This is a genomic window from Marinilactibacillus piezotolerans (genome assembly GCF_900169305.1).
Taxonomy (GTDB): domain Bacteria; phylum Bacillota; class Bacilli; order Lactobacillales; family Carnobacteriaceae_A; genus Marinilactibacillus; species Marinilactibacillus piezotolerans_A.
The window spans coordinates 149,652-174,379 of sequence record NZ_FWDP01000002.1 but is presented as its reverse complement, the minus strand read 5'-3'; the positions used below and the strand labels follow the sequence as shown (position 1 = coordinate 174,379).

At 40.4% G+C, this 24,728-nt stretch carries 23 protein-coding genes and 1 riboswitch; of the genes, 18 read left to right on the top strand and 5 right to left on the bottom strand.

Going from position 1 to position 24,728, the window contains the following annotated elements; genetic code table 11:
- The first annotated feature begins 11 nt into the window (after nt 1-11).
- The 9 genes from lgt (at nt 12) to B6F02_RS00780 (ending at nt 10,618) form a co-directional block, all read left to right on the top strand.
- The gene (gene lgt / locus B6F02_RS00820) at nt 12-887 is read left to right on the top strand and encodes a prolipoprotein diacylglyceryl transferase (RefSeq protein WP_080145505.1); all 876 of its coding nucleotides are present in this window, start codon (nt 12-14) and stop codon (nt 885-887) included.
- Between the two features lie 30 nt (nt 888-917).
- Entirely contained in the window at nt 918-1,601 is a 684-nt protein-coding gene (ppaX, locus tag B6F02_RS00815; protein WP_080145504.1) for a pyrophosphatase PpaX, read from the top strand.
- Nucleotides 1,598-2,599 carry an NAD(P)H-dependent glycerol-3-phosphate dehydrogenase gene (locus B6F02_RS00810; protein ID WP_080145503.1) on the top strand — a complete coding sequence of 334 codons (1,002 nt, stop codon included), beginning with the start codon at nt 1,598-1,600 and terminating at the stop codon, nt 2,597-2,599. The genes ppaX and B6F02_RS00810 overlap by 4 nt, the downstream gene beginning before the upstream one ends.
- 120 nt (nt 2,600-2,719) lie before the next feature.
- A complete protein-coding gene (galU, locus tag B6F02_RS00805) occupies nt 2,720-3,658 on the top strand; it encodes a UTP--glucose-1-phosphate uridylyltransferase GalU (RefSeq protein ID WP_080145700.1) in 939 nt (312 codons plus the stop codon).
- Nucleotides 3,659-3,783: 125 nt separating this feature from the next.
- A complete protein-coding gene (locus tag B6F02_RS00800) occupies nt 3,784-6,690 on the top strand; it encodes an insulinase family protein (protein ID WP_080145502.1) in 2,907 nt (968 codons plus the stop codon).
- A gap of 136 nt (nt 6,691-6,826) precedes the next feature.
- Entirely contained in the window at nt 6,827-7,255 is a 429-nt protein-coding gene (locus B6F02_RS00795) for a hypothetical protein (protein WP_080145501.1), read from the top strand.
- A 100-nt stretch (nt 7,256-7,355) separates the two neighbouring features.
- Nucleotides 7,356-8,309 carry a thioredoxin-disulfide reductase gene (gene trxB, locus B6F02_RS00790; protein ID WP_080145500.1) on the top strand — a complete coding sequence of 318 codons (954 nt, stop codon included), beginning with the start codon at nt 7,356-7,358 and terminating at the stop codon, nt 8,307-8,309.
- 253 nt (nt 8,310-8,562) lie between these two features.
- Nucleotides 8,563-10,293 (top strand): phospho-sugar mutase, encoded by a 1,731-nt coding sequence (locus B6F02_RS00785; protein ID WP_080145499.1) that lies wholly within the window; start codon nt 8,563-8,565, stop codon nt 10,291-10,293.
- Nucleotides 10,294-10,420: 127 nt separating this feature from the next.
- Nucleotides 10,421-10,618: a YgaP family membrane protein gene (locus tag B6F02_RS00780; protein WP_080145498.1), complete on the top strand. Its 198-nt coding sequence runs from the start codon at nt 10,421-10,423 to the stop codon at nt 10,616-10,618.
- A gap of 138 nt (nt 10,619-10,756) precedes the next feature.
- Here the strand turns inward: B6F02_RS00780 and B6F02_RS00775 are convergent, their stop codons facing one another.
- Nucleotides 10,757-11,113, bottom strand: coding sequence for a winged helix-turn-helix transcriptional regulator (locus tag B6F02_RS00775; protein WP_080145497.1), 357 nt, complete (start codon nt 11,111-11,113; stop codon nt 10,757-10,759).
- A 112-nt stretch (nt 11,114-11,225) separates the two neighbouring features.
- Here B6F02_RS00775 and B6F02_RS00770 point away from each other — a divergent pair, with 112 nt between their 5' ends.
- From B6F02_RS00770 to B6F02_RS00745, 6 genes are all read left to right on the top strand, one after another.
- Nucleotides 11,226-12,341, top strand: coding sequence for an S-(hydroxymethyl)glutathione dehydrogenase/class III alcohol dehydrogenase (locus B6F02_RS00770; protein WP_080145496.1), 1,116 nt, complete (start codon nt 11,226-11,228; stop codon nt 12,339-12,341).
- A gap of 4 nt (nt 12,342-12,345) precedes the next feature.
- Nucleotides 12,346-13,182, top strand: coding sequence for an S-formylglutathione hydrolase (gene fghA / locus B6F02_RS00765; protein ID WP_080145495.1), 837 nt, complete (start codon nt 12,346-12,348; stop codon nt 13,180-13,182).
- A gap of 210 nt (nt 13,183-13,392) precedes the next feature.
- Nucleotides 13,393-14,280 (top strand): RNase adapter RapZ, encoded by an 888-nt coding sequence (rapZ, locus tag B6F02_RS00760; RefSeq protein ID WP_080145494.1) that lies wholly within the window; start codon nt 13,393-13,395, stop codon nt 14,278-14,280.
- Complete coding sequence (locus tag B6F02_RS00755; RefSeq protein ID WP_080145699.1) at nt 14,280-15,290, top strand: gluconeogenesis factor YvcK family protein; 1,011 nt, start codon at nt 14,280-14,282, stop codon at nt 15,288-15,290. Before rapZ ends, B6F02_RS00755 begins: the two co-directional genes overlap by 1 nt.
- Before the next feature lie 44 nt (nt 15,291-15,334).
- Nucleotides 15,335-16,285: a DNA-binding protein WhiA gene (whiA, locus tag B6F02_RS00750; RefSeq protein WP_080145493.1), complete on the top strand. Its 951-nt coding sequence runs from the start codon at nt 15,335-15,337 to the stop codon at nt 16,283-16,285.
- A 402-nt stretch (nt 16,286-16,687) separates the two neighbouring features.
- Nucleotides 16,688-17,662, top strand: a complete 975-nt coding sequence (locus tag B6F02_RS00745) for a Gfo/Idh/MocA family protein (protein ID WP_179128494.1) — start codon at nt 16,688-16,690, stop codon at nt 17,660-17,662.
- A 94-nt stretch (nt 17,663-17,756) separates the two neighbouring features.
- On the opposite strand, the gene B6F02_RS00740 is transcribed toward B6F02_RS00745, so the two are convergent.
- Together B6F02_RS00740 and B6F02_RS00735 are read right to left on the bottom strand one after the other, a co-directional pair.
- A complete protein-coding gene (locus tag B6F02_RS00740) occupies nt 17,757-18,011 on the bottom strand; it encodes a hypothetical protein (protein WP_080145491.1) in 255 nt (84 codons plus the stop codon).
- 220 nt (nt 18,012-18,231) lie between these two features.
- Nucleotides 18,232-18,945 (bottom strand): MgtC/SapB family protein, encoded by a 714-nt coding sequence (locus B6F02_RS00735; protein WP_080145490.1) that lies wholly within the window; start codon nt 18,943-18,945, stop codon nt 18,232-18,234.
- Between the two features lie 95 nt (nt 18,946-19,040).
- On the opposite strand from B6F02_RS00735, the gene rsxC reads away from it, so the two are divergent.
- Together rsxC and B6F02_RS00725 are read left to right on the top strand one after the other, a co-directional pair.
- On the top strand, nt 19,041-20,504 hold the full coding sequence (rsxC, locus tag B6F02_RS00730) for an electron transport complex subunit RsxC (RefSeq protein ID WP_256864615.1): 1,464 nt from the start codon (nt 19,041-19,043) through the stop codon (nt 20,502-20,504).
- 4 nt (nt 20,505-20,508) lie between these two features.
- Nucleotides 20,509-21,525 (top strand): RnfABCDGE type electron transport complex subunit D, encoded by a 1,017-nt coding sequence (locus B6F02_RS00725; RefSeq protein WP_143745159.1) that lies wholly within the window; start codon nt 20,509-20,511, stop codon nt 21,523-21,525.
- Between the two features lie 52 nt (nt 21,526-21,577).
- Here the strand turns inward: B6F02_RS00725 and B6F02_RS00720 are convergent, their stop codons facing one another.
- Nucleotides 21,578-22,141: a chromate transporter gene (locus B6F02_RS00720; protein ID WP_080145489.1), complete on the bottom strand. Its 564-nt coding sequence runs from the start codon at nt 22,139-22,141 to the stop codon at nt 21,578-21,580.
- Nucleotides 22,138-22,719, bottom strand: a complete 582-nt coding sequence (locus tag B6F02_RS00715; RefSeq protein ID WP_080145488.1) for a chromate transporter — start codon at nt 22,717-22,719, stop codon at nt 22,138-22,140. Before B6F02_RS00715 ends, B6F02_RS00720 begins: the two co-directional genes overlap by 4 nt.
- 306 nt (nt 22,720-23,025) lie before the next feature.
- On the opposite strand from B6F02_RS00715, the gene gorA reads away from it, so the two are divergent.
- Nucleotides 23,026-24,399: a glutathione-disulfide reductase gene (gorA, locus tag B6F02_RS00710; protein WP_080145487.1), complete on the top strand. Its 1,374-nt coding sequence runs from the start codon at nt 23,026-23,028 to the stop codon at nt 24,397-24,399.
- Between the two features lie 200 nt (nt 24,400-24,599).
- Nucleotides 24,600-24,697: riboswitch (purine riboswitch) on the top strand.
- The last annotated feature ends 31 nt before the right edge of the window (nt 24,698-24,728 follow it).

Here is a 24,728-nt window from a genome sequence, read left to right as displayed (position 1 = left end):
GAAGTAAGAATATGGCAGTCAATATAGGTGCTATAGATCCGGTAGCTTTTCAGCTGGGACCGATCAGTGTAGCATGGTATGGAATCATTATCGTTATTGGAATGTTTTTAGCTGTATGGTTGAGTATCAAAGAAGGGGAAAAAAGAGGAATCGAAGAAGATTTTATCGTGGATCTGGCATTTTGGATTATCCCAGCCGGACTGATCGGCGCCAGGATTTACTATGTAATCTTTGAATTAGATGCCTACCTGCAGGACCCGATCCGGATATTTTATATTTGGGAGGGCGGAATCGCCATTTATGGTGGTTTGATTGCCGGATTTGCTGCTTTATTGTGGTTTACAAAGAAACGCAGTGTGCCAGTGTGGCTCCTGTTAGATGTTTTAGCACCGCACGTCATGATTGCTCAAGCAATCGGTCGCTGGGGTAACTTTGTCAATCAGGAAGCACATGGCGGAGAAGTGACCCGCGGGTTCTTAGAAAATCTAATGCTCCCCAATTTTATTATTGAACAGATGAACATAAACGGAACCTATTATCATCCAACGTTCCTATATGAGTCATTATGGAATGTTGCCGGATTTGTTTTACTGATGTTCCTTCGCAGCAGAAAAGATCTATTACGCAGAGGCGAGACGGCTCTAGGATATGTTGCCTGGTATGGACTTGGGCGGTTCTGGATTGAAGGAATGCGCACAGACAGCTTATACTGGGGTCCATTCCGCGTGTCGCAAGTGCTATCGGTTCTGCTGCTTGTTGGAGCGATTGCATTGATTATTTACAGAAGAAAATTCCTATATCCGACACCTCCGTATTATACGCAAGGCATGCTGCCAGAGCGCACTTTTGCAGAAAAGAAGAAAAAGTACGAATCAAAAAAACGTTAACCCAAACGGCAGACAAGGAAGGAAATATACGTGGAATATACAGCAGCATTATTTGATTTTGACGGTACAATAGCCAACTCAAATGAATTGATCAATAAAACACACTTTACGATATTAGAAGAGTTGTTTCCTGGAGAATATACCATGGAGACAGTGCGACAATTCAACGGCCCCTCTCTTTCAGAGGTCTATGAGACTTTGGTGCCGGACCGATCGGTGGAAGTAGTGGCACAGTACCGCAAACTGAATTCCGAATTACATGACGAAATGATCACTGTGTTCGAAGGGGTCAAAGAATCTTTAACAGAGTTAAAGCAGCATGGCGTTCAACTAGCCGTTGTCTCAACTAAACGGAATGATATGATTGAGCGCGGCATTAAAGTATTAGGATTAGAAGATTTGTTCGATCTGGTTATTGGGTCAGATTCCTACACTCACTTCAAGCCCCATCCTGAGCCCATCTATCGAGCATTAGCGGAACTGAATGCACCGCATAATCAGGCGATTATGATCGGAGACAACGCTCATGATATCGAATCGGCAACCAATGCGGGCATCCCAAGTGTATTTGTAGAGTGGTCCCAGAAAACCAAAGAAGAGATTGCTCCCTATCATCCAACTTACACTGTCAAGTCTATGAGTGAATTAACCGGTTTAATCATCGGCGAACCGGCAGAACAGTCGGCAGTTTTTGAGGAGGCACCCAAACAGTGAGTAAACGAGTAGCTGTTTTAGGAGCTGGATCCTGGGGGACTGCATTAGCCGCGGTCTTGCTTGAAAATGGACAAGATGTCATGCTTTGGAGCAGAAATCCAGCTCAAGCAGAAGAAATCAATGTGCAGCATACGAATCATGCTTATCTTCCAGCATTTACGCTACCGGAAACACTGACCGCGACGAGTGATTTAGAAAAAGCGGTCCACCACGCAGAGGTACTGGTATTTGTTGTTCCGACAAAAGCGATCAGATCCTTAGCAGCCGCTGCAGCTGAATATATCGGCAGTCCCAAGCTGATCGTTCATGCATCTAAAGGATTAGAACAGCAGACACACAAAAGGATTTCAACAATCTTAGAAGAAGAAATACCGGCAGAAAAAAGACTCGGTGTGGTTGCATTATCTGGACCGAGTCATGCAGAAGAAGTGATGGCTAAAGACATTACAACCATTACAGCTGCTTCGACAGACTTAAAGAGTTCTGAAAGTGTTCAAACCTTATTCTTGAATGATTATTTCAGAGTGTACACAAATCCGGATATCATTGGTGTAGAGATAGGAGCAGCACTGAAGAATATTATCGCTGTGGGTGCTGGAGCGTTAACTGGAATGGGGTTTGGTGATAATGCCAAAGCCGCATTGGTGACTAGAGGATTGGCAGAAATTACCAGACTGGGTGCGGCTATGGGGGCTGACCCGCTGACCTTTATGGGGTTAAGCGGTGTAGGCGATTTGATTGTGACCTGTACAAGCCCGCACTCCAGAAACTGGCGGGCAGGTCAGCTGCTTGGAAAAGGGCAGCAGGTTGATACGATCTTAAAAGAAATGGGTATGGTAGTGGAAGGGATTTCTACGACCAAAGCAGCTTACGAGCTGGCACAGGACTATGAGATCGATATGCCGATCACGGAAGCCATTTACAGAGTCATTTATGGTGACGCTGAAGTGAAATATGTTATACTTGATTTAATGCAGCGTGAAGGCAAACCAGAATAGTAAGTCGGGTCGTTTTTACGCTCAATTAAGACATTCTGCTTAATTGTAGAAGGAGGGCGAAAGTCTTTCTACATATAAAGTGAAGTTAGGAGAAAAACAGTGAAAGAGGAGAAGAAAGAGATGAAAAAAGTCAGAAAAGCGATCATCCCAGCAGCAGGATATGGTACACGTTTTTTACCGGCAACTAAAGCAATGCCTAAAGAAATGATTCCCATCGTGGATAAACCAACGATCCAGTTTATTGTTGAAGAAGCGATTGCTTCAGGGATTGAAGATATCCTGATCATTACTGGGAAACTAAAACGTCCAATCGAAGACCACTTTGACTCTAATCCAGAGCTGGAAGAAAACCTAAAAGCAAAAGGAAAAGACGAGTTGTTGAAATTAGTTGAAGAAACGACGGGTCTAAACCTATACTTTGCTCGTCAATCTTACCCGCTAGGTCTGGGGCATGCTGTTCTTCAAGCAAAAGCATTCGTTGGAGATGAGCCTTTTGTTGTTATGTTAGGAGACGACGTAACAGCTGATGAAGTACCATTGACTAAACAGTTGATTGAAGGCTACGAAAAAACACATGCTTCTAATATTGCAGTTATGAGAGTGCCGCATGAAGAAACATCCAGCTACGGTATTATTGATCCTGAAGCAGAGGCAGAAGAAGGATTGTATAATGTACGTCAATTCGTTGAAAAACCAAAGCCGGAAGATGCACCAAGTGACTTGGCGATTATCGGAAGATACCTGCTGACTCCGCAGATTTTTGATTTGCTTGAAAAACAAGAGCCGGGTGTCGGAGGAGAAATCCAGTTAACCGATGCAATCGATGCTTTAAACAAAACACAGCGCGTATTTGCGAAAGAATTCAAAGGCGACCGCTTTGATGTCGGCGATAAATTCGGATTCTTGAAAACAACGATCCAATACGGTCTGACTCATCCGCAAGTTAAAGACAATTTAAAAGAATACATTGTAGAACTGGCAAAAGAGTTGGAGAATGGCGGAACAAATATCAAGATGGATGCTGAATCTCACGAATTGGATAAAGACCAATCTGAATAAGATTAAAAACATCACCAGCTAGCTGGTGATGTTTTTGTATGCAAAATGAAGGATAAAAAAATGATGACATTTCTGATATAATAGCAATATTATGAACACAGAGATATCATACCTGGAGGGAAATTATGAAACTTGATCAACAGTATAACGGATTTATTGTAACGCATACAGAACAGATTCCTGAGATTAGAGGGAATGTATATCAGTTGCAGCACGAAAAAACAGGGGCAACGGTTGTTTATGTTGATAATCATGATCCAGAAAAAGTTTTTTCAATTGGGTTCAAAACACCTTCTCAAGACGATACAGGGATCTTTCACATTTTAGAACACGCTGTGTTGAATGGCTCAAGAAAGTATCCGCTGAAAGATCCATTTGTAGAGTTGCTGAAAGGGTCTCTCCAAACCTTTTTAAATGCAATGACCTTCAGCGAAAAAACGATCTATCCTGTAGCCAGCATCAATGAAGTGGATTTTTCTAATTTAATGGATGTCTATCTGGATGCCGTTTTCTTCCCGAATGTAATCAACAAAAAAGAAATCTTCCAGCAGGAAGGTTGGAACTTGAAGTACGATGAGCAGAAAGACAATTATACTTTTGAAGGTATCGTATTCAATGAAATGAAAGGCGCACAGTCATCTTCTCAAAGACGCTTTGTACAAGGACTAGAAGCAGCATTGTATCCGAATACGCCTTATGCGACCAACTCCGGGGGTACTCCGCTGTCCATTCTGGATTTATCTTGGGAGCAGCTGGTCCAGGCACATCAAACTTATTATCACCCGTCTAACAGTTTTATTTACTTATACGGCGAAATGGATGTCGAAAAACATTTGGATCATTTAGCTGAGTACTTAAATCAATTCGACGCTCAAGATGTATCTGGGATTCAAGTTGACTTAAAAGGGGGTCAAGCAGTTCCAGAAGCAAAAACAGCTTTTCCAATCTCAGAGAATGAGAGCAGTGAACAGCAAGCCTATTTAGGTTATGGTACAAAATTTTCTATTGAAGACCATGAAGAATTGCTGCTGGCTTTTGAAATCTTAGATGAAATATTGCTGCGCGGTAATGCAGCGCCAGTCAAAAATCGTCTGCTGCAAAAAGGTCTTGGTAAAAATATTTTCGGATGGTTTGATACTTCATCAACGATGCCGTCGTTTAACATTGGTTTGAGTCAGACAGATGTAGAGAAAAAAGAAGCTTTTGTAGAAGAATTGACAGCTGTACTAGAAGAATTAGTCAGCGAAGGTATTGATAAAAAGATTGTTGAATCTGCTATTGCTTCTCTGGAATTTCAATTGCGTGAAGGAGATTTCGGCTCTTCTCCTGAAGGGTTGCATTACGGCATCAGTGCAACAGAAGCCTGGGTAGCCGGCAGACCGATTTTTTCAATGTTTAAATATGAAGAGTCTTTTAAAAAGATAAAAGCAAAAGCGGATGAAGGGTATTTTGAACAATTGATCCAGACTTATCTGCTAAATAATTCGAATAAAACAGTCGCAGTAGGCGTGCCTTCAACAGAAGTAGAAGGTAAAGAATATGAAGCGGAACAAGAGAAGCTGAAACAGGTTAGTGCTCATCTGACGGAAACAGAAAAATCAGCTTTGCTTGAAGAAAATAAACGTTTAGTTGTGTTTCAAACAACGTTAGATTCAGAAGAAAATAAACAGACCTTACCCACGCTTGACTTAGAAGATATCAGTAAAGAACCGATGGAACTGCCGGTTGAAAAAGAAACAGAAGAGTCCATTGATTTCTTATATCATGAATTAGAAACCAACAAACTGGCCTATTACAATCTGTACTTTGATGTGGGCAATATAGAAGATCGCTGGGTACCTTACTACCGCTTGTTTACAACGCTTGTTCTACAATTAGGAACATCTAAGTACTCCAGTGAAGCCTTATCGCAGGAAATTGCAATAAAAGTCGGCCGTGTCTCTTTATCTAACCAGGTTTATTCGCCTGAAATCGACTCGGCGCTGCATAAAATAAAAGTAGCCGTTAGAACAAAAGAATCATCAATTAAAGAATCTTTAAGCTTAGTCAATCATATCCTGATAGAAACGATTTTTGATGATAAAGATAAAGTGAAGGAAGTTATCGGCAGATTGAGTTCTTCCACTAAACTATATCTGGAAAATAGTGGACATGTGGCAGGAATGATGAAGGTGAACAGCCATTCTACAGTTGCTGGTCAGTTGAAAGAGCAGCTGGAAGGTATTAGTTTCTATCATTTCTTGACAGAACTGGAAGCAAACCTGGATTCAGAGTATGAAGACCTGATTGAAAAGCTGCAGCAGATTGCACATTCCATTTATTCTAAAATGAATCTTACGGTCAGCTTTACAGGAAATCAAGAACGCTATGCTGATTTCAAACAAGCTGTCCTTGAAGCTGATTACCCAATGGTGGAGCGAAGCCGTGTTGAGCAGACATTTACCCCTTCAGTTACATCAGAAGCCTATACAAACAGCAATTCTGTAGTATATGTCTCAAAGGGTTCTAACTTGAAACTAATCGGTGAAAAGGTAACAGGACACTTGGCTGTTGTCAACAGCATCTTAAATCTAGAGTATTTATGGGAAAAACTGCGTGTTGTCGGGGGAGCGTATGGAGGCGGAATGTCTCTGTCAGAAACTGGAAATATTGGTTTTTATTCTTACCGTGATCCAAACCTTTCAAATACACTGAAAACTTATGATCACACTGGATCTTTCTTAAAAGAACTGGAGCTGAGCGAATTGGCATTAAGCCGATTTATTATAGGGACGATCGCAAAAGTGGATCATCCGTTGAATGCAAGAATGAAAGGAAATGCAGCAGACAATGCTTATTTCCAAGGGATTACAGAGGATGAACGTAAGCAAAGACGAGCAGAAATCCTCTCTACACGCTTGTCCGACATTCATGCAGCAGCAGAGATTTTTGATCGTTTAGTTGATCAAGAATCAGTATGCGTAGTCGGAAACGAGCGAATCATCGCAAAAGACTCAACTGAATTTGAACATAAGACGGTGCTGTTCAAGTAAATACAGCAGGAAAGTGTTGTTAAGATGAACCAGTGAAAATGCAAAAAGTAGACTTTGCAATATACTTTCATTACAATTAAAGTCAATGAACAACCTCTATCCCGTAGTGCTTTAATTGTTTAGAGGAGCTTCTATAATGAATCAATTCAATCACCAGGATCAGGTCATTTCCCTGATTCCCTGCGCAAAAATTTATTATGAAAGAGCAATGATCGCTTATAGTAAAAAAGACTATATGCGTGCAAAACGGCATTTTAAAACAGGAATCAGCTTAGCCGATCTTAAAGAGGAAACGATTTTTGGAAAGGTCCAGCTTGCCTTGATCCACCAGCATATGCTGGAATTTCAACAGTCGATTGCTCTGTTAAATGAGATGCTGGAACAGGAGTTACCCCACTACAATGAACTCTATTTCTTTCAAGCTACCAACTATCTTCACTTGAATGAATATGAAACTGCCTTATCTTTGCTGGATCTCTATCTGAGCTCCCAGAAAGCTGAGACCTATCAGACAGAAGCAGTTGAAATGAGAAAAATGATTAGACAAAAGTTGTCCAAAAATTGAAGATGAACATTAAAACTTACTAAAAGTAAGAGAAAGAAGTAGCATTCAATCAGCTATTTCCAATATAATAAGACTAGAAACTAGTGAAAGGAGTTTTCTAATGGAAACCATTGAGAAAATTTATGACGTAGTCGTCATCGGTGCAGGTCCCGGCGGATTAACTGCAGGACTATATGCCTCTCGTTCGAACTTATCAACATTAATGCTAGAGAGAGGTATCCCTGGCGGTCAAATGAATAATACAGCTGAAATTGAAAACTACTCTGGATTTAGTAGTATTCTGGGTCCGGACCTTTCAACTAAAATGTTTGAAGGTGCCCAGCAGTTCGGCGCTGAATACGCTTATGGCGATGTAAAAGAAATCATCAACAAAGAAGAATACAAAGAAATTATTACCTCAACAAAGACTTTCCGTACACGTTCAATCATCCTTGCGACAGGTGCAGAACACAAAAAACTCGGGGTATCGGGCGAAGCAGAGTTTAACGGTAGAGGAGTGTCTTACTGTGCAGTCTGTGACGGCGCATTCTTTAAACAAAAACACATTGTGGTAGTCGGCGGCGGAGATTCTGCTGTTGAAGAAGGAACGTATCTAACGCAATTTGCCAGCAAGGTAACTATCGTGCATAGAAGAGATTCATTGCGTGCACAAAAAATATTGCAGGATCGTGCTTTTAAAAATGATAAGGTAGATTTTGTCTGGAATTCTGTCGTTGAAGAAATCGAAGGAGAACAAGCCGTTAACGCTGTGCGTATTCGTAATGTGAAAACTGGTGAAGTTTCTACGATTGAAGCAGAAGGAACGTTCATTTATATCGGATTGTTGCCAAACTCTGATCAGTTCCGCTCTTTAGGCATTACAGATGAAGAAGGCTGGATTGAAACAGATGAAAATATGGAAACGAAGATTCCTGGTATTTTCGCTGTCGGAGATGTTCGCAAGACCGTTCTTCGCCAAGTGGCAACAGCTGTCGGAGATGGGTCTATTGCAGGAAATGCAGCTTATCAATACGTCGAAGAACTGAAAGAAAAATTGGAAGTACAAAGCGTTTAAGAGAAGCAGCTAAATCATATGCTTCTTTAAACCAGTATCAAAAGCACAGTTTGAGAACTGTTTCCTACTGTCCATTCAATTGAAAGGATGGGAATGCTCTCAAATTGTGCTTTTTTTTTGAGTAAACATGCAAAGTATAAAATAAAAATCAGTCTATGAAAGCCTTTCATGTTTTAATCATGCACAATCAGAATAAAAGTGGTACAATTAAATCAATATCATGACAAAATTCAATTAAAGAGAGGTTTTAGAAATGAGTTGGCAGGAAACCTATAATATGTGGAAAAATTACTCTGAATTAGATCAAGGAGTTGCAGAGGATTTAAAAAATATTGAACATGACGAATCTAAACTGGAAGATGCATTCCATGCACCTTTAGAATTCGGTACAGCAGGTATGCGTGGAATCATCGGTGCTGGAATCAACCGCATGAATATTTATACTGTTCGTCAAGCGACAGAAGGATTAGCGTTATTTATTGAAAATGAACAAGGTGAAGAGGCTAAAAAAAGAGGTGTCGTAATCGCGTATGATTCTCGTCATATGTCAAAAGAGTTTGCTTTTGAGTCTGCTAAAACATTAGGCGCTCATGGCATAAAAGCTTATGTATTCGAAGAGTTGCGCCCGACTCCGGAGTTATCTTTCGCTGTTCGTCATTTACAAGCAGCAGCAGGTATTATGGTAACAGCTAGTCATAACCCTCCTGAATACAACGGATATAAGACGTACGGTGAAGATGGTGGGCAACTGCCGCCGAAAGAAGCAAACGAATTAACAGCTTACGTAAGAAGTGTCGAAGATATGCTTGCTGTTGAAGTAGCCGATGAAGACACATTAAAAGAACAAGGACTTCTAGAAATCATTGGACACAATGTGGACAAAGAGTACTTAGAAGCTATGAAGACCGTTACGATCAATCCGGATTTGATCGATCGAGTTGCAAATGACCTGAAAATCGTATTTACGCCGCTTCACGGAACGGCAAAAATGCTTGGAGAAAAAGCGTTAAGACAAGCTGGTTTCCGGAATGTCGAATTAGTACCAGAACAAGCTGAACCAGATCCGGAATTTTCAACAGTCAAATCTCCAAACCCGGAAGATAAAGAAGCGTTTGAAAAAGCCATCGAACTAGGCTGCAAAATTGATGCTGACTTGCTGATTGCAACAGACCCAGATGGAGACCGTCTAGGATTAGCTGTCAAAACAACAAAAGGTCATTATGAAGTGTTGACCGGTAATCAAATTGCAAGTTTAATGCTGGATTACATGATCAAAGCACACCGCGAAACTGAGATCCTCCCTAAAAACAGTGTAATTGTTAAATCAATTGTTTCAAGTGATCTGCCAAGAGCGATCGCTGAAAAGAATGGCGTTCAAACAGTAGATGTCTTAACAGGATTCAAATTTATTGCAGAGAAAATTAAACATTACGAACAAGACAGTTCTCATACGTTTATGTTCGGGTTTGAAGAAAGCTATGGCTATCTTGTACAACCATTTGTACGCGATAAAGATGCAATCCAGGCTCTCGTCCTGGTTTCAGAAATGGCTGCCTTCCATAAAGAAAAGCAAAATAGCTGCTTTGACGCGCTGCAGGACTTGTATCAAGAGCATGGTCACTTCAAAGAAAAAACCATCTCAATCAAAATGGATGGTATCGAAGGTGCTCAAAAAATCAAAGACTTGATGGATCGTTTGAGAAACGACTCTCCAGATAGCTTTGGAAAAATCAAAATCAAGAGTGTAGAGGACTTTAAGACAAGCAAGCGTGTGGATATGGATGGAAATGAAGAAACCATCGATATGCCGTCAGCAGATGTCCTGAAGTATCATTTAGTTGATACCAGCTGGATCGCAGCAAGACCTTCTGGAACAGAACCAAAAATCAAATTCTACATTGCAGCTTATGACGATTCAGGCGTTGCCGTAAATGAAAAAATGGCCTCTTTTGAAAAAGCAATCAATGAGATTGTTGGAGAATAAGGATTGCAGACTAAAAGGCGCACAGCTTAAGTGCGTCTTTTTTTATTCTCAAAATGAGGGTGTTTTCCTTTAGAAGTACCGCTTTGTTTTTTATAATTAAGAAGAAAGTAAAAGGAGGCGTAAAGCAATGAACAAAAATGTAGGAGAATTAGACCGTACACTGCGAATCATCTTTGGTGCAGCGCTTGTTCCATTTCTGTTTTTTACTAAAGGTTTCACAAAAGTTCTTGGTATCATAGGAATCGGCTTACTGGCATCGGGGCATACACAGAAATGCGGAGTGTACCAAGCAACAGGTACCAGCACTTATAAAGAAGAACAATAAAAGAACCGAGTGATACTGCTTCAAAAGGAAAGGACACTATTCTAACCAGTGCAGCTGGAAGAATAGTGTCTTTTAAGGTAATCGCTGTTTAAAAGAGGGATCTTGAACTGGTTATGGAGACCTAAGTTGATCAAAAGTTTAATTTATTGATTCTGTAAAATTTGATTGCAGAAATTCCTGATAGTCTTCTCCCCAATCGCAAATGGCCAGAATGACGGGTGATAGATCCAGTCCAATACGAGTCAACTTATAATCGACTTTTGGCGGTACAACCGGGTAAACAGTTCGCTGAATAATCTGATCTTCTTCTAATTCCCGTAGTTGTCTAATCAGCATTCTTTGATTGATATCAGGAAAAGTTCTCTGCAGTTCGCTGAGTCGAAGCGGTGACCCTTGTAAAAGAGCCCATATAATACTGATTTTCCAGCGACCACCAATAACTGAAAGAGCCAAGTCCTTACTTGTATGGAATTCTTTGTTCTTATGAGTAATCAAGTATATCCATTCCTTTTTATAGTGACAAAAATGTCAGTATTCATTTTTTCTGTATTATACAATACAATGAAGGAAGAGAAAAGAATAGATATGATAGAAAGCAGGAATAGACATGAAAAGTAAAGCAGCCGTGGCATTTGGACCAGGAGAACCGCTGAAAATCGTTGAACTAGATGTAGAAGAGCCAAAGGCAAATGAAGTATTAGTGAAAATCTTATATACTTCTGTTTGTCATACCGATGCCTATACTTTATCAGGAGATGACCCAGAAGGTGTCTTTCCATCAGTATTGGGGCACGAAGGAGCCGGGGAAGTCGTTTCCGTAGGAGAAGGGGTAACCTCTGTAAAACCAGGTGATCATGTTATTCCCCTTTATACACCGGAATGCGGTAAATGCAAGTTCTGTCTCTCTGGAAAAACCAACTTATGCGGAGCAGTTCGCGAGACACAAGGAAAAGGATTAATGCCAGATGGGACGACACGTTTTTCCTATAATGGAGAACCTGTTTACCATTACATGGGAACAAGTACATTCAGTGAGTATACAGTAGTAAACGAAATCAATTTAGTTAAAGTTGATGAAAATGCTCCATTAGATAAAGTCTGTCTATTTGGGTGTGGCGTGACAACTGGAATTGGTGCTGTTGAAAAAACAGCAAAAGTTGAAGAGGGTGCTGTTACTGCTGTATTCGGGTTGGGTGCAATCGGTCTTGCAGTAATCCAAGGGTTGAAAAAAGCCAACGCCGGAAGAATTATTGCGATTGACTTAAATCCGGATAAATGGAAACTGGCAAAATCAATGGGTGCAACAGAATTTATCAATCCCTCTGAATATGATCGGCCAATTCAAGAAGTGATCGTTGAAATGACAGATGGCGGAGTAGATTACAGTTTTGAATGTATCGGAAATGTAGAAGTTATGAAGTCTGCTCTTGAAGCATGCCACAAAGGGTGGGGCGAAAGCATCATCATTGGAGTAGCCGGCGCTGGACAAGAGATTCATACACGTCCATTCCAATTAGTTACTGGACGCGTATGGCGCGGTTCAGCATTTGGAGGAGTAAAAGGACGTACAGAATTACCGACAATGGTTCAAGATTATATGGACGGTGAAATCGATCTGGATTCTTTTATTACGCATCATTTAAACTTCAATGAAATCAATGAAGCTTTCGATCTGCTGCACAGAGGAGAATCGATCCGCACAATCTTAACATATGGAGAGTGATCGCATGACTGTAACACATATCGAAACTCATCTAGCTGCTGGTGGAGAGCAGCGGAAATACCGTCATTTTTCTAAGGTGCTGAATTGTGAGATGGTATTTAGTTTATTTCTGCCTTCAGCCTTTCAGGAAAAAGCTGTTCCTTTGATTTGGTGGTTGTCTGGTTTAACCTGTACAGATGATAACTTCAGCCAAAAAGGCGGTTTTCAAAAAGCGGCCTCTGAACATAATGTGGCAATCGCTATTCCTGATACCTCTCCTCGAGGGGAAAATGTACCGGATGATGAAAGTTATGATTTGGGACAAGGAGCCAGTTTTTATTTAAATGCTGTAAAAACTCCCTGGTCAGAACATTATCAAATGTATACCTATTTAACAGAAGAACTGCCAAGCATCGTACATGAATTGATTCCTGATTTTTCTGGGAAAGAAAGTATTATGGGGCATTCAATGGGTGGTCATGGAGCACTGATGATAGGATTGAAACAGTCAAAAAGATTTGAATCGATCTCTGCTTTTGCGCCTATTTTGACACCGACAGCTGTACCTTGGGGAGAAAAAGCGTTTAGTGCTTATTTAGGTATAGAAAAATCAGCTTGGAATGAATGGGATTCTACTCATTTGATTCAGCAAGCAGAGATTGTTCCGCCCATCTTCATTACTCAAGGAACTGCAGACAATTTTTATGACGTCCAATTAGTGGAAACAGACTTTTTAAAAGCAGCAGAAAATAAGGATATTACCTATCGTTCAGTAGAAGGATATGATCATAGTTACTTTACGATTGCTACATTTATCAATGAGCATATTGCGTTTCATGCTAACCACTTCGCCTCTAGATAATCAAATTTATTTCTAACCGTTTGAGATGGGAAAAATCCATTTTGAACGGTTTTTAATTTAACATATAAAACACACTGTCACATTAATCTCACAAGAATGTTCCAAACACTCTATACATGACACGCCCGGAATGATATAATAAAGGGAATGGTTACCATAACATCCCAAGTCGTATATAGTAAGCTGACATCAACTAAGGAGTGCTTTTTAATGGGAGAGAATATAGAATTAGTCGTAATCACTGGAATGAGCGGTGCTGGAAAAACCGTGGCAATGCAGAGTTTTGAAGATATGGGCTATTACTGTGTCGATAATATGCCGCCTAACTTGCTGCCTACTTTCTGGGATTTAGTTAGAGAATCTGGGCAATTTTCAAAAATCGCCTTAGTGATGGATCTGCGTATGCGCGACTTTTTTGAACAAATGAAAGAAACAATTTTCAAAGTAGAAAACAGTTCTCGAATTACGACACGAATTTTGTATTTGGAGGCGACGGAAACCGAACTGGTTTCCCGTTATAAAGAAACACGCCGGTCACACCCTTTGGCAGCGAATGGCAGAACGATCGAGGGAATCAGAAAAGAAAAAGCTCTGCTGGAAGATATTAAAACTCGTGCACAAGTCGTTTTGGATACTACAAATCTGACACCTCGTCAATTGAGAGAAAAACTGATCAGTGAATTTAAAACAAAAGAAAAAGAAATGTTCCGAGTCGAGATGGTTTCATTCGGTTTTAAATATGGTCTGCCGATCGATGCAGATATCGTCATGGATGTAAGATTCTTACCGAATCCGCATTATATCGAAGAATTGCGCCCGATGACGGGAATGGACAAAAAAGTCTACGACTATGTGATGCAGCAGCCGGAAACTGAACCGTTTTTCAAAAAATTTGCCGATTTAATCGACTATTCGCTTCCTGGATATAAACGAGAAGGGAAAAGTAATGTAACGATTGCGATTGGATGTACAGGTGGAAAACATCGTTCTGTTGCACTAGCGGAGCGGCTTGGACAAAAAATCAAAGCGGATGGGTATCTAGTTAATACTACTCACCGCGATAAAGATAAAACGAAGGAGTCTGTCGTGCGATCATGATGAAACAGAAATTCAGGAAGAGACGACCAAAAATCGTTGTGATCGGCGGCGGAACAGGTTTGCCGGTTATTCTAAAAAGTTTAAAAGAGAAAGATGCAGAAGTAACGGCTGTAGTGACCGTTGCAGATGATGGCGGAAGCAGTGGTGCTTTGCGGGAGAGTTTGAATGCTGTGCCGCCGGGAGACTTGCGAAATGTGCTTGTCGCTTTATCAGAGATCCCTCAAGTTCAAAAGGACATTTTTCAATACCGGTTCAACTCGGATCATCAATCATTATCTGGACATTCTATTGGTAATTTGATTATTTCTGCTACGGCAGATATGAAAGGGAATATCTATGAAGCCATTCAGTTGCTGGCGAAAATGATGCAGGTTAGAGGGAATGTATATCCGGCAGCGGAAGAACCGCTAGTCTTAAATGCACGGTACCAAGATGGTACAACGGAAAAGGGAGAATCCAAGATACCAAAAGTTGGTAAAATGATCGATTATGTCGCGCTATCTTGTGTCGGCGAAGCTCATCCGATTCAAGCCAGCCGAAAAGTTGTTTCAGCGATCATGGATGCTGATCTTGTTGTATTAGGTCCGGGAAGCTTATATACCAGTATTCTACCGAACTTGATGATCCCTGATCTGGGAGAAGCAGTAATGAATACAGAAGGTAAAGTCGTTTATATCTGCAATATCATGTCTCAGCTCGGAGAAACAGAAGGCTTGTCAGATGCTGAACATATTCAAGTGCTGCATCGACATCTTGGAAAGCAATTCGTTGATATTGTACTTGCCAATATCGGTAAAGTACCTGATAAATATGTAGAAGATATCCAAGCAACAGAAAATTTATTACAAGTCACTCATGATTTCAAAGGGATGCAAGCAGAAGTCCCAGTGATCGTTTCAGATGATTTTCTGGAAATGAGAAATTCTGGTGTCTACCATAATGGAGAGAAAGTTGCAGAAGAAATTTTCAGAACTGCATTTGATTCTCAAAGAGCTATCCGTAATTTTTAATCACGTTTCTAGAAAATGAAGAAGTAGAGAAAGGAGGACCCTATATGTCATTTGCCGCAGATGTAAAAAAAGAGCTGACGATGTTAGAAGTACACCCTGAACATGCGAAAGCGGAGTTAGCTGCTCTGATCAGAATGAATGGGACACTCAGTATTGTCAACCAAGAATTTTTATTAAATGTACAGACTGAGAATGCCGCCATCGCAAGACGCATTTATTCTTTAATCAAAGATAATTTTGATGTTGAATCTGAACTGCTCGTCCGTAAGAAAATGAAATTGAAAAAGAATAATGTCTATATTGTACGATTGAAGAGCGGCAGTAAGCTGATCTTGTCTGAACTGGGTATCATGGACGGTATGCTGTATCATGGCCATGTGCCGGAGGAAATCGTCTCCAGCAGACAAAAAGCCAAGTCTTACTTACGAGGTGCATTTTTAGCAGGCGGATCGGTCAACAGCCCGGGAACAAGTCGTTATCATCTTGAGATTCATTCAAGTTATGAAGCACATAACGAAGATATCTGCAAAATGATGCAGACTTTTGAACTGAATGCACGGACACATGAAAGAAGAAACGGATATATCGTTTATCTGAAAGAATCTGAAAAAATCGCAAATTTCTTAGCATTGATCGGTGCGACTGGAAGTATGTTTAAATTCGAGGATGTTCGAATTGTAAGAGATATGCGAAACTCTGTCAATCGACTCGTAAACTGCGAGAATGCCAATATGAATAAAACGATTGATGCAGCCAGCAAGCAGATTGAAAATATAAAGCTGCTTGAGCGGACAGTAGGATTGGATTCTTTACCAGCTAAGCTGCAGGAAATTGCCTTATTGAGAGTAGAATACCCGGACATCAGTCTAAAAGAATTAGGAGAACTGGTTCCTAATGGCGGTGTCTCAAAATCAGGTGTTAATCATCGATTGAGAAAACTCAATAAAATGGCTGAAGAAATTCAAGAACATGCAGTCCAGGGGAAAATATCCTGATTGAATAAAAATCAGGATATACCTTGTCTGATAACAAAAAATACAGTAAAATAGGATAGTTGCCAACTCACCATGGTGTAATGGATAACACCTGAGATTCCGGTTCTCAAGCTGGGGGTTCGATTCCCTCTGGTGAGGTATAAAGTAAGCAGGCGTGTTGATATATCATCACGCCTGCTTTTTTAAATTTTCCTACTATTCGATTCAATAATTATTGAATCATCTGCTTATTTCACAAATGAATACGTTTACTTTAGGCATCGTCATCACTGTGGTATGATGTAAGTGTCTGACAATAAAGGTTTCAGTAGTATGCAGGCGTCATTCAATAGAGTCGTAAACTGCTTTAAAGTTGTACAGCACATAGATCGATTAATAAACATACAACGGAGGAGACTTAAGATGAAGAAATTTGGATGGGCTTACATTGGTTGTGGCGGGATTGCTCATGGTACTGCAAAAGAACTGGTTCAAACAGAGGATAATCGAATTGTTTCTGTCTGGAATCGCACAAAATCTAAAGCAGACTCATTTGCAGAAGAGTTTGGCGGAACAGTTTTCGAGACAGCTGAAGAGGCCATTAACGCTCCGGAAGTTGAAGGTGTTTACGTCAACGTGAATGGCGATCAGCATGGTTACTATACAAGACTGGCTGTAAAAAATGGAAAAGCCGTTCTGTGTGAGAAACCTTTTACCATAAATGAACAAGAGGCTGAAACGGTGTTTGACTATGCTGCAGAGCAAAATGTATACGTTTCTGAAGCTATGTGGACATGGCATAATATAACAGCTTTAAAAGTAAAAGAATGGATTGATGCTGGAGCAATAGGAGATATTGTCTCAGCTGATAGTGCGTTCGAGGTTGCATTACTTGAATACACGGATAATCCAAGGCTTACCACGCCTTCTATGCTTGGCGGTGCTTTAATGGATTTAGGTGTGTACAATATCAGATACAGCTATGAGCTATTTGGATTACCAGAATCTATTCAGTGCGAAGGAGAAATGCATGAGGTAGATTACAAAGAAGAAATTGTATTTCAATATCCAGATTTTGAAGTGAATATGAAGGTTTCAATGCAAGAAAATGGCGGTCATTTTTTCAATATAAAAGGAACAAAAGGCACGATAGAAGTGCCCCAATTTCACATGGCGAAAAAAGCTGTACTGACAACAGATGAAGGAGAAGAAGTATTCCAAGGGAGCGACGAGTTGCTATACGGCAGGCAATTCTCGAATACAGCAAAGGATATTCGATCTGGAAGAATAGAAGGAGAGAAAGTGTCAGCAAACAGTACCATTGAAGTTATGCGCTTATTAGACGAGTGCCGTCATCAGATGGGTTTGATTTACCCGCAGGAAATGGATGGAAAATAGCGAAAAGGACTAAGCAGATAAGTGAAAAATCCAATTAAAAAGCAGCCGAGAGCAAAACTTCTCGACTGCTTTAAATTAAATAATATACATTGACTTAAACGAGTTCAATAACCACTTTACCGTCATCATTGACCGAGATCGCCCCGTTCGAGTGCCATTCACGTCCTGTAGAGATAGGGTGTGAGTACAAGTAGATTTGATTTGGAAAGATATAAAAGACAATATTTTCTTCTTCAATCACGATTTTTTGAACATCATCTGTACTGCCGTTTTTGACCTCGTAGTCTGTTGTTCCCAACTTGGCTGTTACTTTATTCGTTAATGGAAAAGGTGCGTTGGTTGAAGCCATGAATGATTCCTCCTCATTTATTTTAGTATCTCTAAACATAGTTTAATCTACATCCTGCTCTTTATAAACTAATCTGTTTATACGCGGTAAATCATCTCCTTTTTTTAGTAAAATGAAAAAGGAGGGGGATGAGTAAAAGGGATATAAAACGATTGATACATTAGTTGCGCTGGCAAACGGATCTTCAATAAAAAACGATCTTGAGGTATGAAATGCATCATTATTGATCCAAGGCTGCCTTAATCGTTTTGATTTCATAAATATTCGGATTATTTCCCAAAGTTGAGATAAACGTCATCATATTCAGACTGCCGGGCAGATGCACAGTGTAAATATCTCTACAAGTCGAAGCACCATCTTGTTCGTAAAAAATAGAATGGTCTGTTGAAACGACCGTAACATTATAGTGATCAAAGCAGTCTTTAAGGTACTCTAGCGTTTCCTCTCTTTTCCTGTACTTGATATCCAGTTGTTTTGTTTGTTCAATTTTAAATAAATTTTTAACGATTCTCAAGACAACCAGCATAATGATCGTACTTGAAAGAGAAATAAAATAATATCCCATTCCGATCGCTATCCCCAAACTGGCTACCGCCCAGATCGAAGCTGCTGTCGTTAGTCCTGAAACACTGCGTTTGCTGATAATGATTGTACCTGCTCCAAGAAAGCCGATACCATTGACGATTTGAGCAGTTAAACGAGTAATATCTGTTGTTAAAACAGGCGGAAGGTCTGCATGTTCTGTTGCATAATTCAGTACCCATTCGCTGGCTTCCAGTTGAGTCAATGTAATGATGGCTGATCCTAAACTGACCAAAGTATGGGTACGGATACCAGCATCTCTACCTTTCAACTCTCGTTCGTACCCGATGATCCCCCCTAAAAAGGCTGCTAGAATAAGTCTGAGCAGTAACTCCCACTGAGTATCCACCATAATTGCAGCACCTCACTTTCATTTAAGTCGTTTTCGCTTTCATTCGAGAGGATTAATTTATATAATACAATAAAGGAACAAAAAAGTTAATTAATATGCAGACGGTTTCAAATATAGAAAACCGTGATTTAGACGCCCGTACTATTGAATGTGAAGAGACAGTAGAATACCTAGATGAACCAAAAGATTCTGATACTTTTACTACCCACTTATTTAAAGAAAGGACGTTGAAAATGCAGTTTTCATTTATGAGGAAACAAGGTGGATCGCATCCTGAAGAAAATAAGCACCATACTAGAAAGTTGCCGATTGTGGACGCTTCTGTTCCCAAAATATTGATCTTTCCAGTTTCCATGCATATTGGTGCACCTTCCAAGCCGATTGTAGAAGTAGGAGAGAAAGTGAAAGCCGGACAAATGATTGCAGATGCCGGAGGATTTATCTCGGCCAATATTTATTCTTCCGTGTCCGGAGAAGTGATTGCGATTGAAAAGCGTCCTTCTGCAAAAGGGGATGTAGATTCCATCATTATCAAGAATGATTATCAATATACGAAGGCAGAACCTATAGTCGATCCAGGGAAATCAGAGGAAATGACAGACGACGATATCATTGAAACGGTTAGAAAAGCCGGTATCGTAGGGATGGGCGGAGCGACATTTCCGACAGCTGTAAAGCTGAGTCCGCCTCCGGGTATGACAATCGATACACTGATTGTGAACGGAGCAGAGTGTGAACCGTACTCTACCTCTGATAATCGCGTCATGATCGAGCATGCAGATGAAATTTTCAAAGGTATCAAAGTCATCAGCAAACTTTTCCCTAAATTAAAGAAAGTATACATAGGGATAGAGGACAATAAACCAGAAGCGTTAAAAGCCATGAATAAAGTAGCGGAAGCTTATCCAAAAGTAGTGGTTCAACCACTAAAAACGATGTATCCGCAAGGGTCGGAAAAGGGTTTGATCAAAAACTTGACCGGCAGAGAAGTGCCGCCAGGGGGATTGCCGGCAGAAGTGCGCTGTGTAGTAATGAATACTTCTACAATTCGCGCCTGCTACAGAGCTTGTGAATTTGGTGAACCACTGATTGAAAGAATTGTTTCTGTTTCAGGAACACCCATTAAAGAACCGAAGAATTTAAAAGTAAAGATCGGGACACCGATGGATTCGCTGATTGAAGATTGCGGCGGATTTTCAGAAGTACCTGGAAAAGTTTTATCAGGAGGTCCGATGATGGGGAAACCTGTTTCTGATCTAGGTGTTGCTATCATTAAAGGAACAACCGCCATTACGGTGCTGACACCAGAAGAAGCAGATGAAGGAGAAGAAAAAGATTGTATTATGTGTTCTGAATGCTTAAATGTCTGCCCAGTCAGCTTGCAGCCGATATTGATTTCAGATGCCTTTGACAGAGGAAACTTGCAGAAAGCAAAAGAACTGGGAGCCATGGATTGTATCGAATGTGGAAACTGTTCCTTTATCTGTCCTTCTAAAATCCCGCTTTTAGATAATATTCGTGCTGCAAAAGCAGCAATCAAAGAACAGGAAGCGGGGTAGAATAATGGCGCAAGCGATGGATACAAAAAAGAAATTCAGTGTCGGACCTTCTCCGCATATTAGAACTAATAGAACATCAGCATGGATCATGGGTCAAGTACTGATTGCACTGGTCCCGCCCTTGTTCGCAGCAACCTACTTTTTTGGATTACGGGTTTTGTTGATGGTAGCAGTAGGTATCGGAACAGCGGTATTGAGTGAATACGCTTATCAGAAATTCCGATATCAGACAATTAAAATCAAAGACTTAAGCGCTTGTGTTACGGGAATGCTGATTGGATTGAGCCTTCCGGTGACAGCGCCGCTATGGACAGTTGTCATTGGTTCTTTATTTGCGATTATCATTGTTAAACAGCTGAATGGCGGAATAGGAAAAAACTATTTCAATCCGGCAGTAGCGGCAAGGGTAATGCTGAAAGTGTTTTTCTCTCCTTGGATTACGAACTGGGTACTTCCTGCAGCTTGGGGTGCTGAAGTTATATCTGGAGCTACGCCGCTAGAATTTATAGGAGACGGTGCTCAAACAGTGTCTGCTCAGGTTCCTGGATTGTGGGATTTGTTTTTAGGAATAAATCTAGGAGGGAATGTCGGTGAAACGTCTAAACTGGCAATTTTAATCGGGATGCTCTACTTGATTTTCAGGAGAGTGATCCATCCGAAAATACCTATTCTCTATATTTTAACGACAGTATTGATGATGGGGTTATGGAGCGGGTTCAACTTTACATTTATGATGACACATGCATTAACGGGCACCTTGTTCTTTGCAGCTACGTATATGGCTACTGACTATAGCTCCGGATCGCTGACGCCAGCTGGGAAAACGGTTTTTGCCATTGGATGCGGGGTATTGACAGCCTTGTTCAGGATTGTTTTTGATTATCCTGGTGGAGTAGGGTTTGCCATATTGATTATGAATGCCTGTGCACCTTTCATTGATGGAGCGCTTATGCCGAGAATTTATGGGCATAAAACCAGACCGAAAACAAAGTATGACCGCCAAGGTGAATTAAATAGATAAAAGAATGTCCATTCTCTGGTTGAATTTCAGCAGAGAATGGACGCTTTTGTTGTTATAGGAAAGGATAAATAATAATGCCGGCTATTCCGCTGAGTATAATAATCTTTATAGGACTTAGTTTATACATGCGAATCAAGAATAGTCCAACAATGAATAAGACAACAGAGACAATTCTAAGCTGACTCAAGTGAATCGGAAACTCACTGTGACCAAACATGGCGGTCATAAAAATCGTTAATCCTGCGGAAGCAATCAATGCAACAACAGCGGGTCTTAGTCCTTGAATCACACCTTGTACCATTGAAATGTTCTGATACTTGAAATAAAAATAGGCCAACGTTAGAACAATAATTACAGAAGGCAGCGTAACACCAATCGTGGCAATAATCCCTCCAAAAATTCCAGCAATCGTATTACCAGTAAAGGTAGCAGCATTGATGGCGATCGGACCAGGTGTCATTTCAGAGAGCGTTAAAATATCAATAAACTGCTGATTCGTGATCCATCCATTGACTTCAATCGTTTGTTGTTGAATCAGCGGCAATGCTGCATATCCTCCACCAAAACTGAAGAGTCCAATTTGTAAAAAGCTGAGGAATAATTCTAAATAAATCATTTGGAATCTCCTTTCTCAGAACCTTTTCTTAATGTCAAGTAAGTCGTCACTGCACCGACGATTCCTGCAAACAGCAGCAGCCAGAGAATATTGACCTGGAAAACGATACCGGCAATCAGCGCAATAATCATGACAATAACAGGAATAACTTTTCTCTGTTTAATAATTCGAGAAGCCATTTTGTAAACGACATTCACAATAATTGCCGCTACACCAGCTTGCATACCTAAAAGCATGTTATTGATAATCGGATTCGTACTGACAGCTGAATAGACGTAAGCCAGTACAGTCATAATCCCTAGAGGCGGCAGAATGGTTCCCAGCACAGTAACTAAGGCACCAGGTATTCCCGCCATTCTATATCCGACCAGAATAGATGTATTAACAGCTATCGGTCCGGGGGCAGATTGTCCTAATGCAATCAAATCAAGCATTTCATCTTCAGTAATCCATTTCAATTCATTGACGAAGCGTTTCTCCATTAATGGAACAATGACGTATCCGCCGCCGAAAGTAAATGCACTTAAGAAAAAAGTTGATTTAAATAAATCAAAATATAGTGAGTTACTCTTCTCCATGTATGTTCCCTTTCTTTTTCAGAAAATATAATACAGTTTCAAGTATAATCTATATTCATCAGCTTTCAAAGTGCGTTTTGAAAAATGCTAGTCATTTTATACAATAACGCAGGAGAGTTGAGCAAACCAGATAGAATAAGAATGAAAAAACAGTATAATAAACTTAATTGAAATAAAATAGAAATGATTTCACAGCAGTCAATAGTTAAGCGCAACCACTTAGAAAAGACTGGACTATTATCCACCCGAAAATTCATGTACAATAAGTTAGTGAATGAAAACTAGGATTAAAAGGATGAATGGACAATGGCAGATAACAATGCGGCACGACAGTATGATTATTTAGTAATTGGCGGAGGCAGCGGAGGAATCGCTTCTGCAAACCGTGCGGGTATGCATGGTGCAAAAGTAGGGCTGATCGAGGCTAACGACTTGGGCGGAACATGTGTGAATCTAGGGTGTGTACCCAAAAAAGTGATGTGGCATGTTTCAGAGTTGATGGAAGAAATCGGCCTGTACGCAGAAGACTATGGAATAGAATTGACTGAATCGCCTAAATTGGATTTCGGTCGTATGGCAGATAATCGTCAAGCTTTTATCGCGCGGCTTCATACCGCTTATAAAAATGGTCTGGACAGCAATGGTGTAGAACTGATTCAAGGATATGCATCATTTGTTGATCCGCATACAGTAGAAGTGAATGGAGAACACTATACAGCGGACCGTATTCTGATTGCCACTGGCGGCAGACCGAAACGTCCCAATATCCCTGGAAGCGAGTTTGGAATCGTTTCTGATGATGTATTTAAGTTAAAAACTTTACCTGAACGCATCGCTGTAGTTGGCGGTGGATATATCGGAGTGGAAATGAGCGGGATTTTTCATGGTTTCAAAGTGGACACTCACCAGTTTATCCGCAAACCAAAGCCGCTGCATGGATTTGATGATATCATCTGTAAAGGTTTTGTAGAGCTTGCAGAAGCTGAAGGGAAAAAAGTTCATACGAATAAATCTGTCAAAGAAGTCAGACAAAATGACGATCAGTCATATACGATGTATTTTGAAGATGGATCAACTCATGAGACTGATCAGATTTTATGGGCTACCGGAAGAAATCCAAATACGGACAGCTTAAATATAGAAGCCGCGGGTGTTAATGTTTATCCAGATGGGTATATCGAGGTAGATCAGTACCAGAACACAACAGTTGATCATATCTTTGCAGTTGGAGACGTAACGGGAAGAGTAGAATTGACACCAGTAGCAATCGCGGCCGGCAGACGCCTTTCTGAAAGATTATTTAACGGGAAAACGAACCTTTATCTGGATTACACCAATATTCCTACTGTGTTCTTTAGTCATCCGCCTATCGGTACAGTCGGAATGACCGAAGAACAGGCGGAAGATGAATATGGGAAAGATTATATTAAGGTTTATCAGACGACCTTCACTTCGATGCACAGCTCAATCACGAGAAACCGCCAGAAAACATATATGAAGCTGGTCTGTGCAGGTGTTGAAGAAAAAGTTGTCGGCCTTCATGGAATCGGGCGCGGAATGGACGAAATGCTGCAGGGATTTGCAGTAGCGATTAAAATGGGCGCAACAAAAGCAGACTTTGACAGTACAGTAGCCATTCATCCTACTGCAGCTGAAGAGTTTGTCACAATGAAAGGATAACAGTATCATTAAAAAAGGAGGACTCTTTTGGAGTCCTCTTTTTTTGTAAGCTTTATCATTGTTAATAAACAAGGATATTTAGCGATTTTTTTTAATAACTTGGCAACAGCGAAACCGTAAATGACGAACGATAGAACATTTATTTGACCTAATGTTCAATAATATGGTTGCTTTTTAATTGAGTGCCCATTATAATCAAAAAGGAATTGTAAAAAAGATCTAATATCGTTTAGCGATAAGGGCTAATGTTTCTACCAATCACCTTAAAAGATTGACTATTAGATTTAAGAAATTTCACTGACGAGTGAGCTTTTTTAAATTTTTTCAGC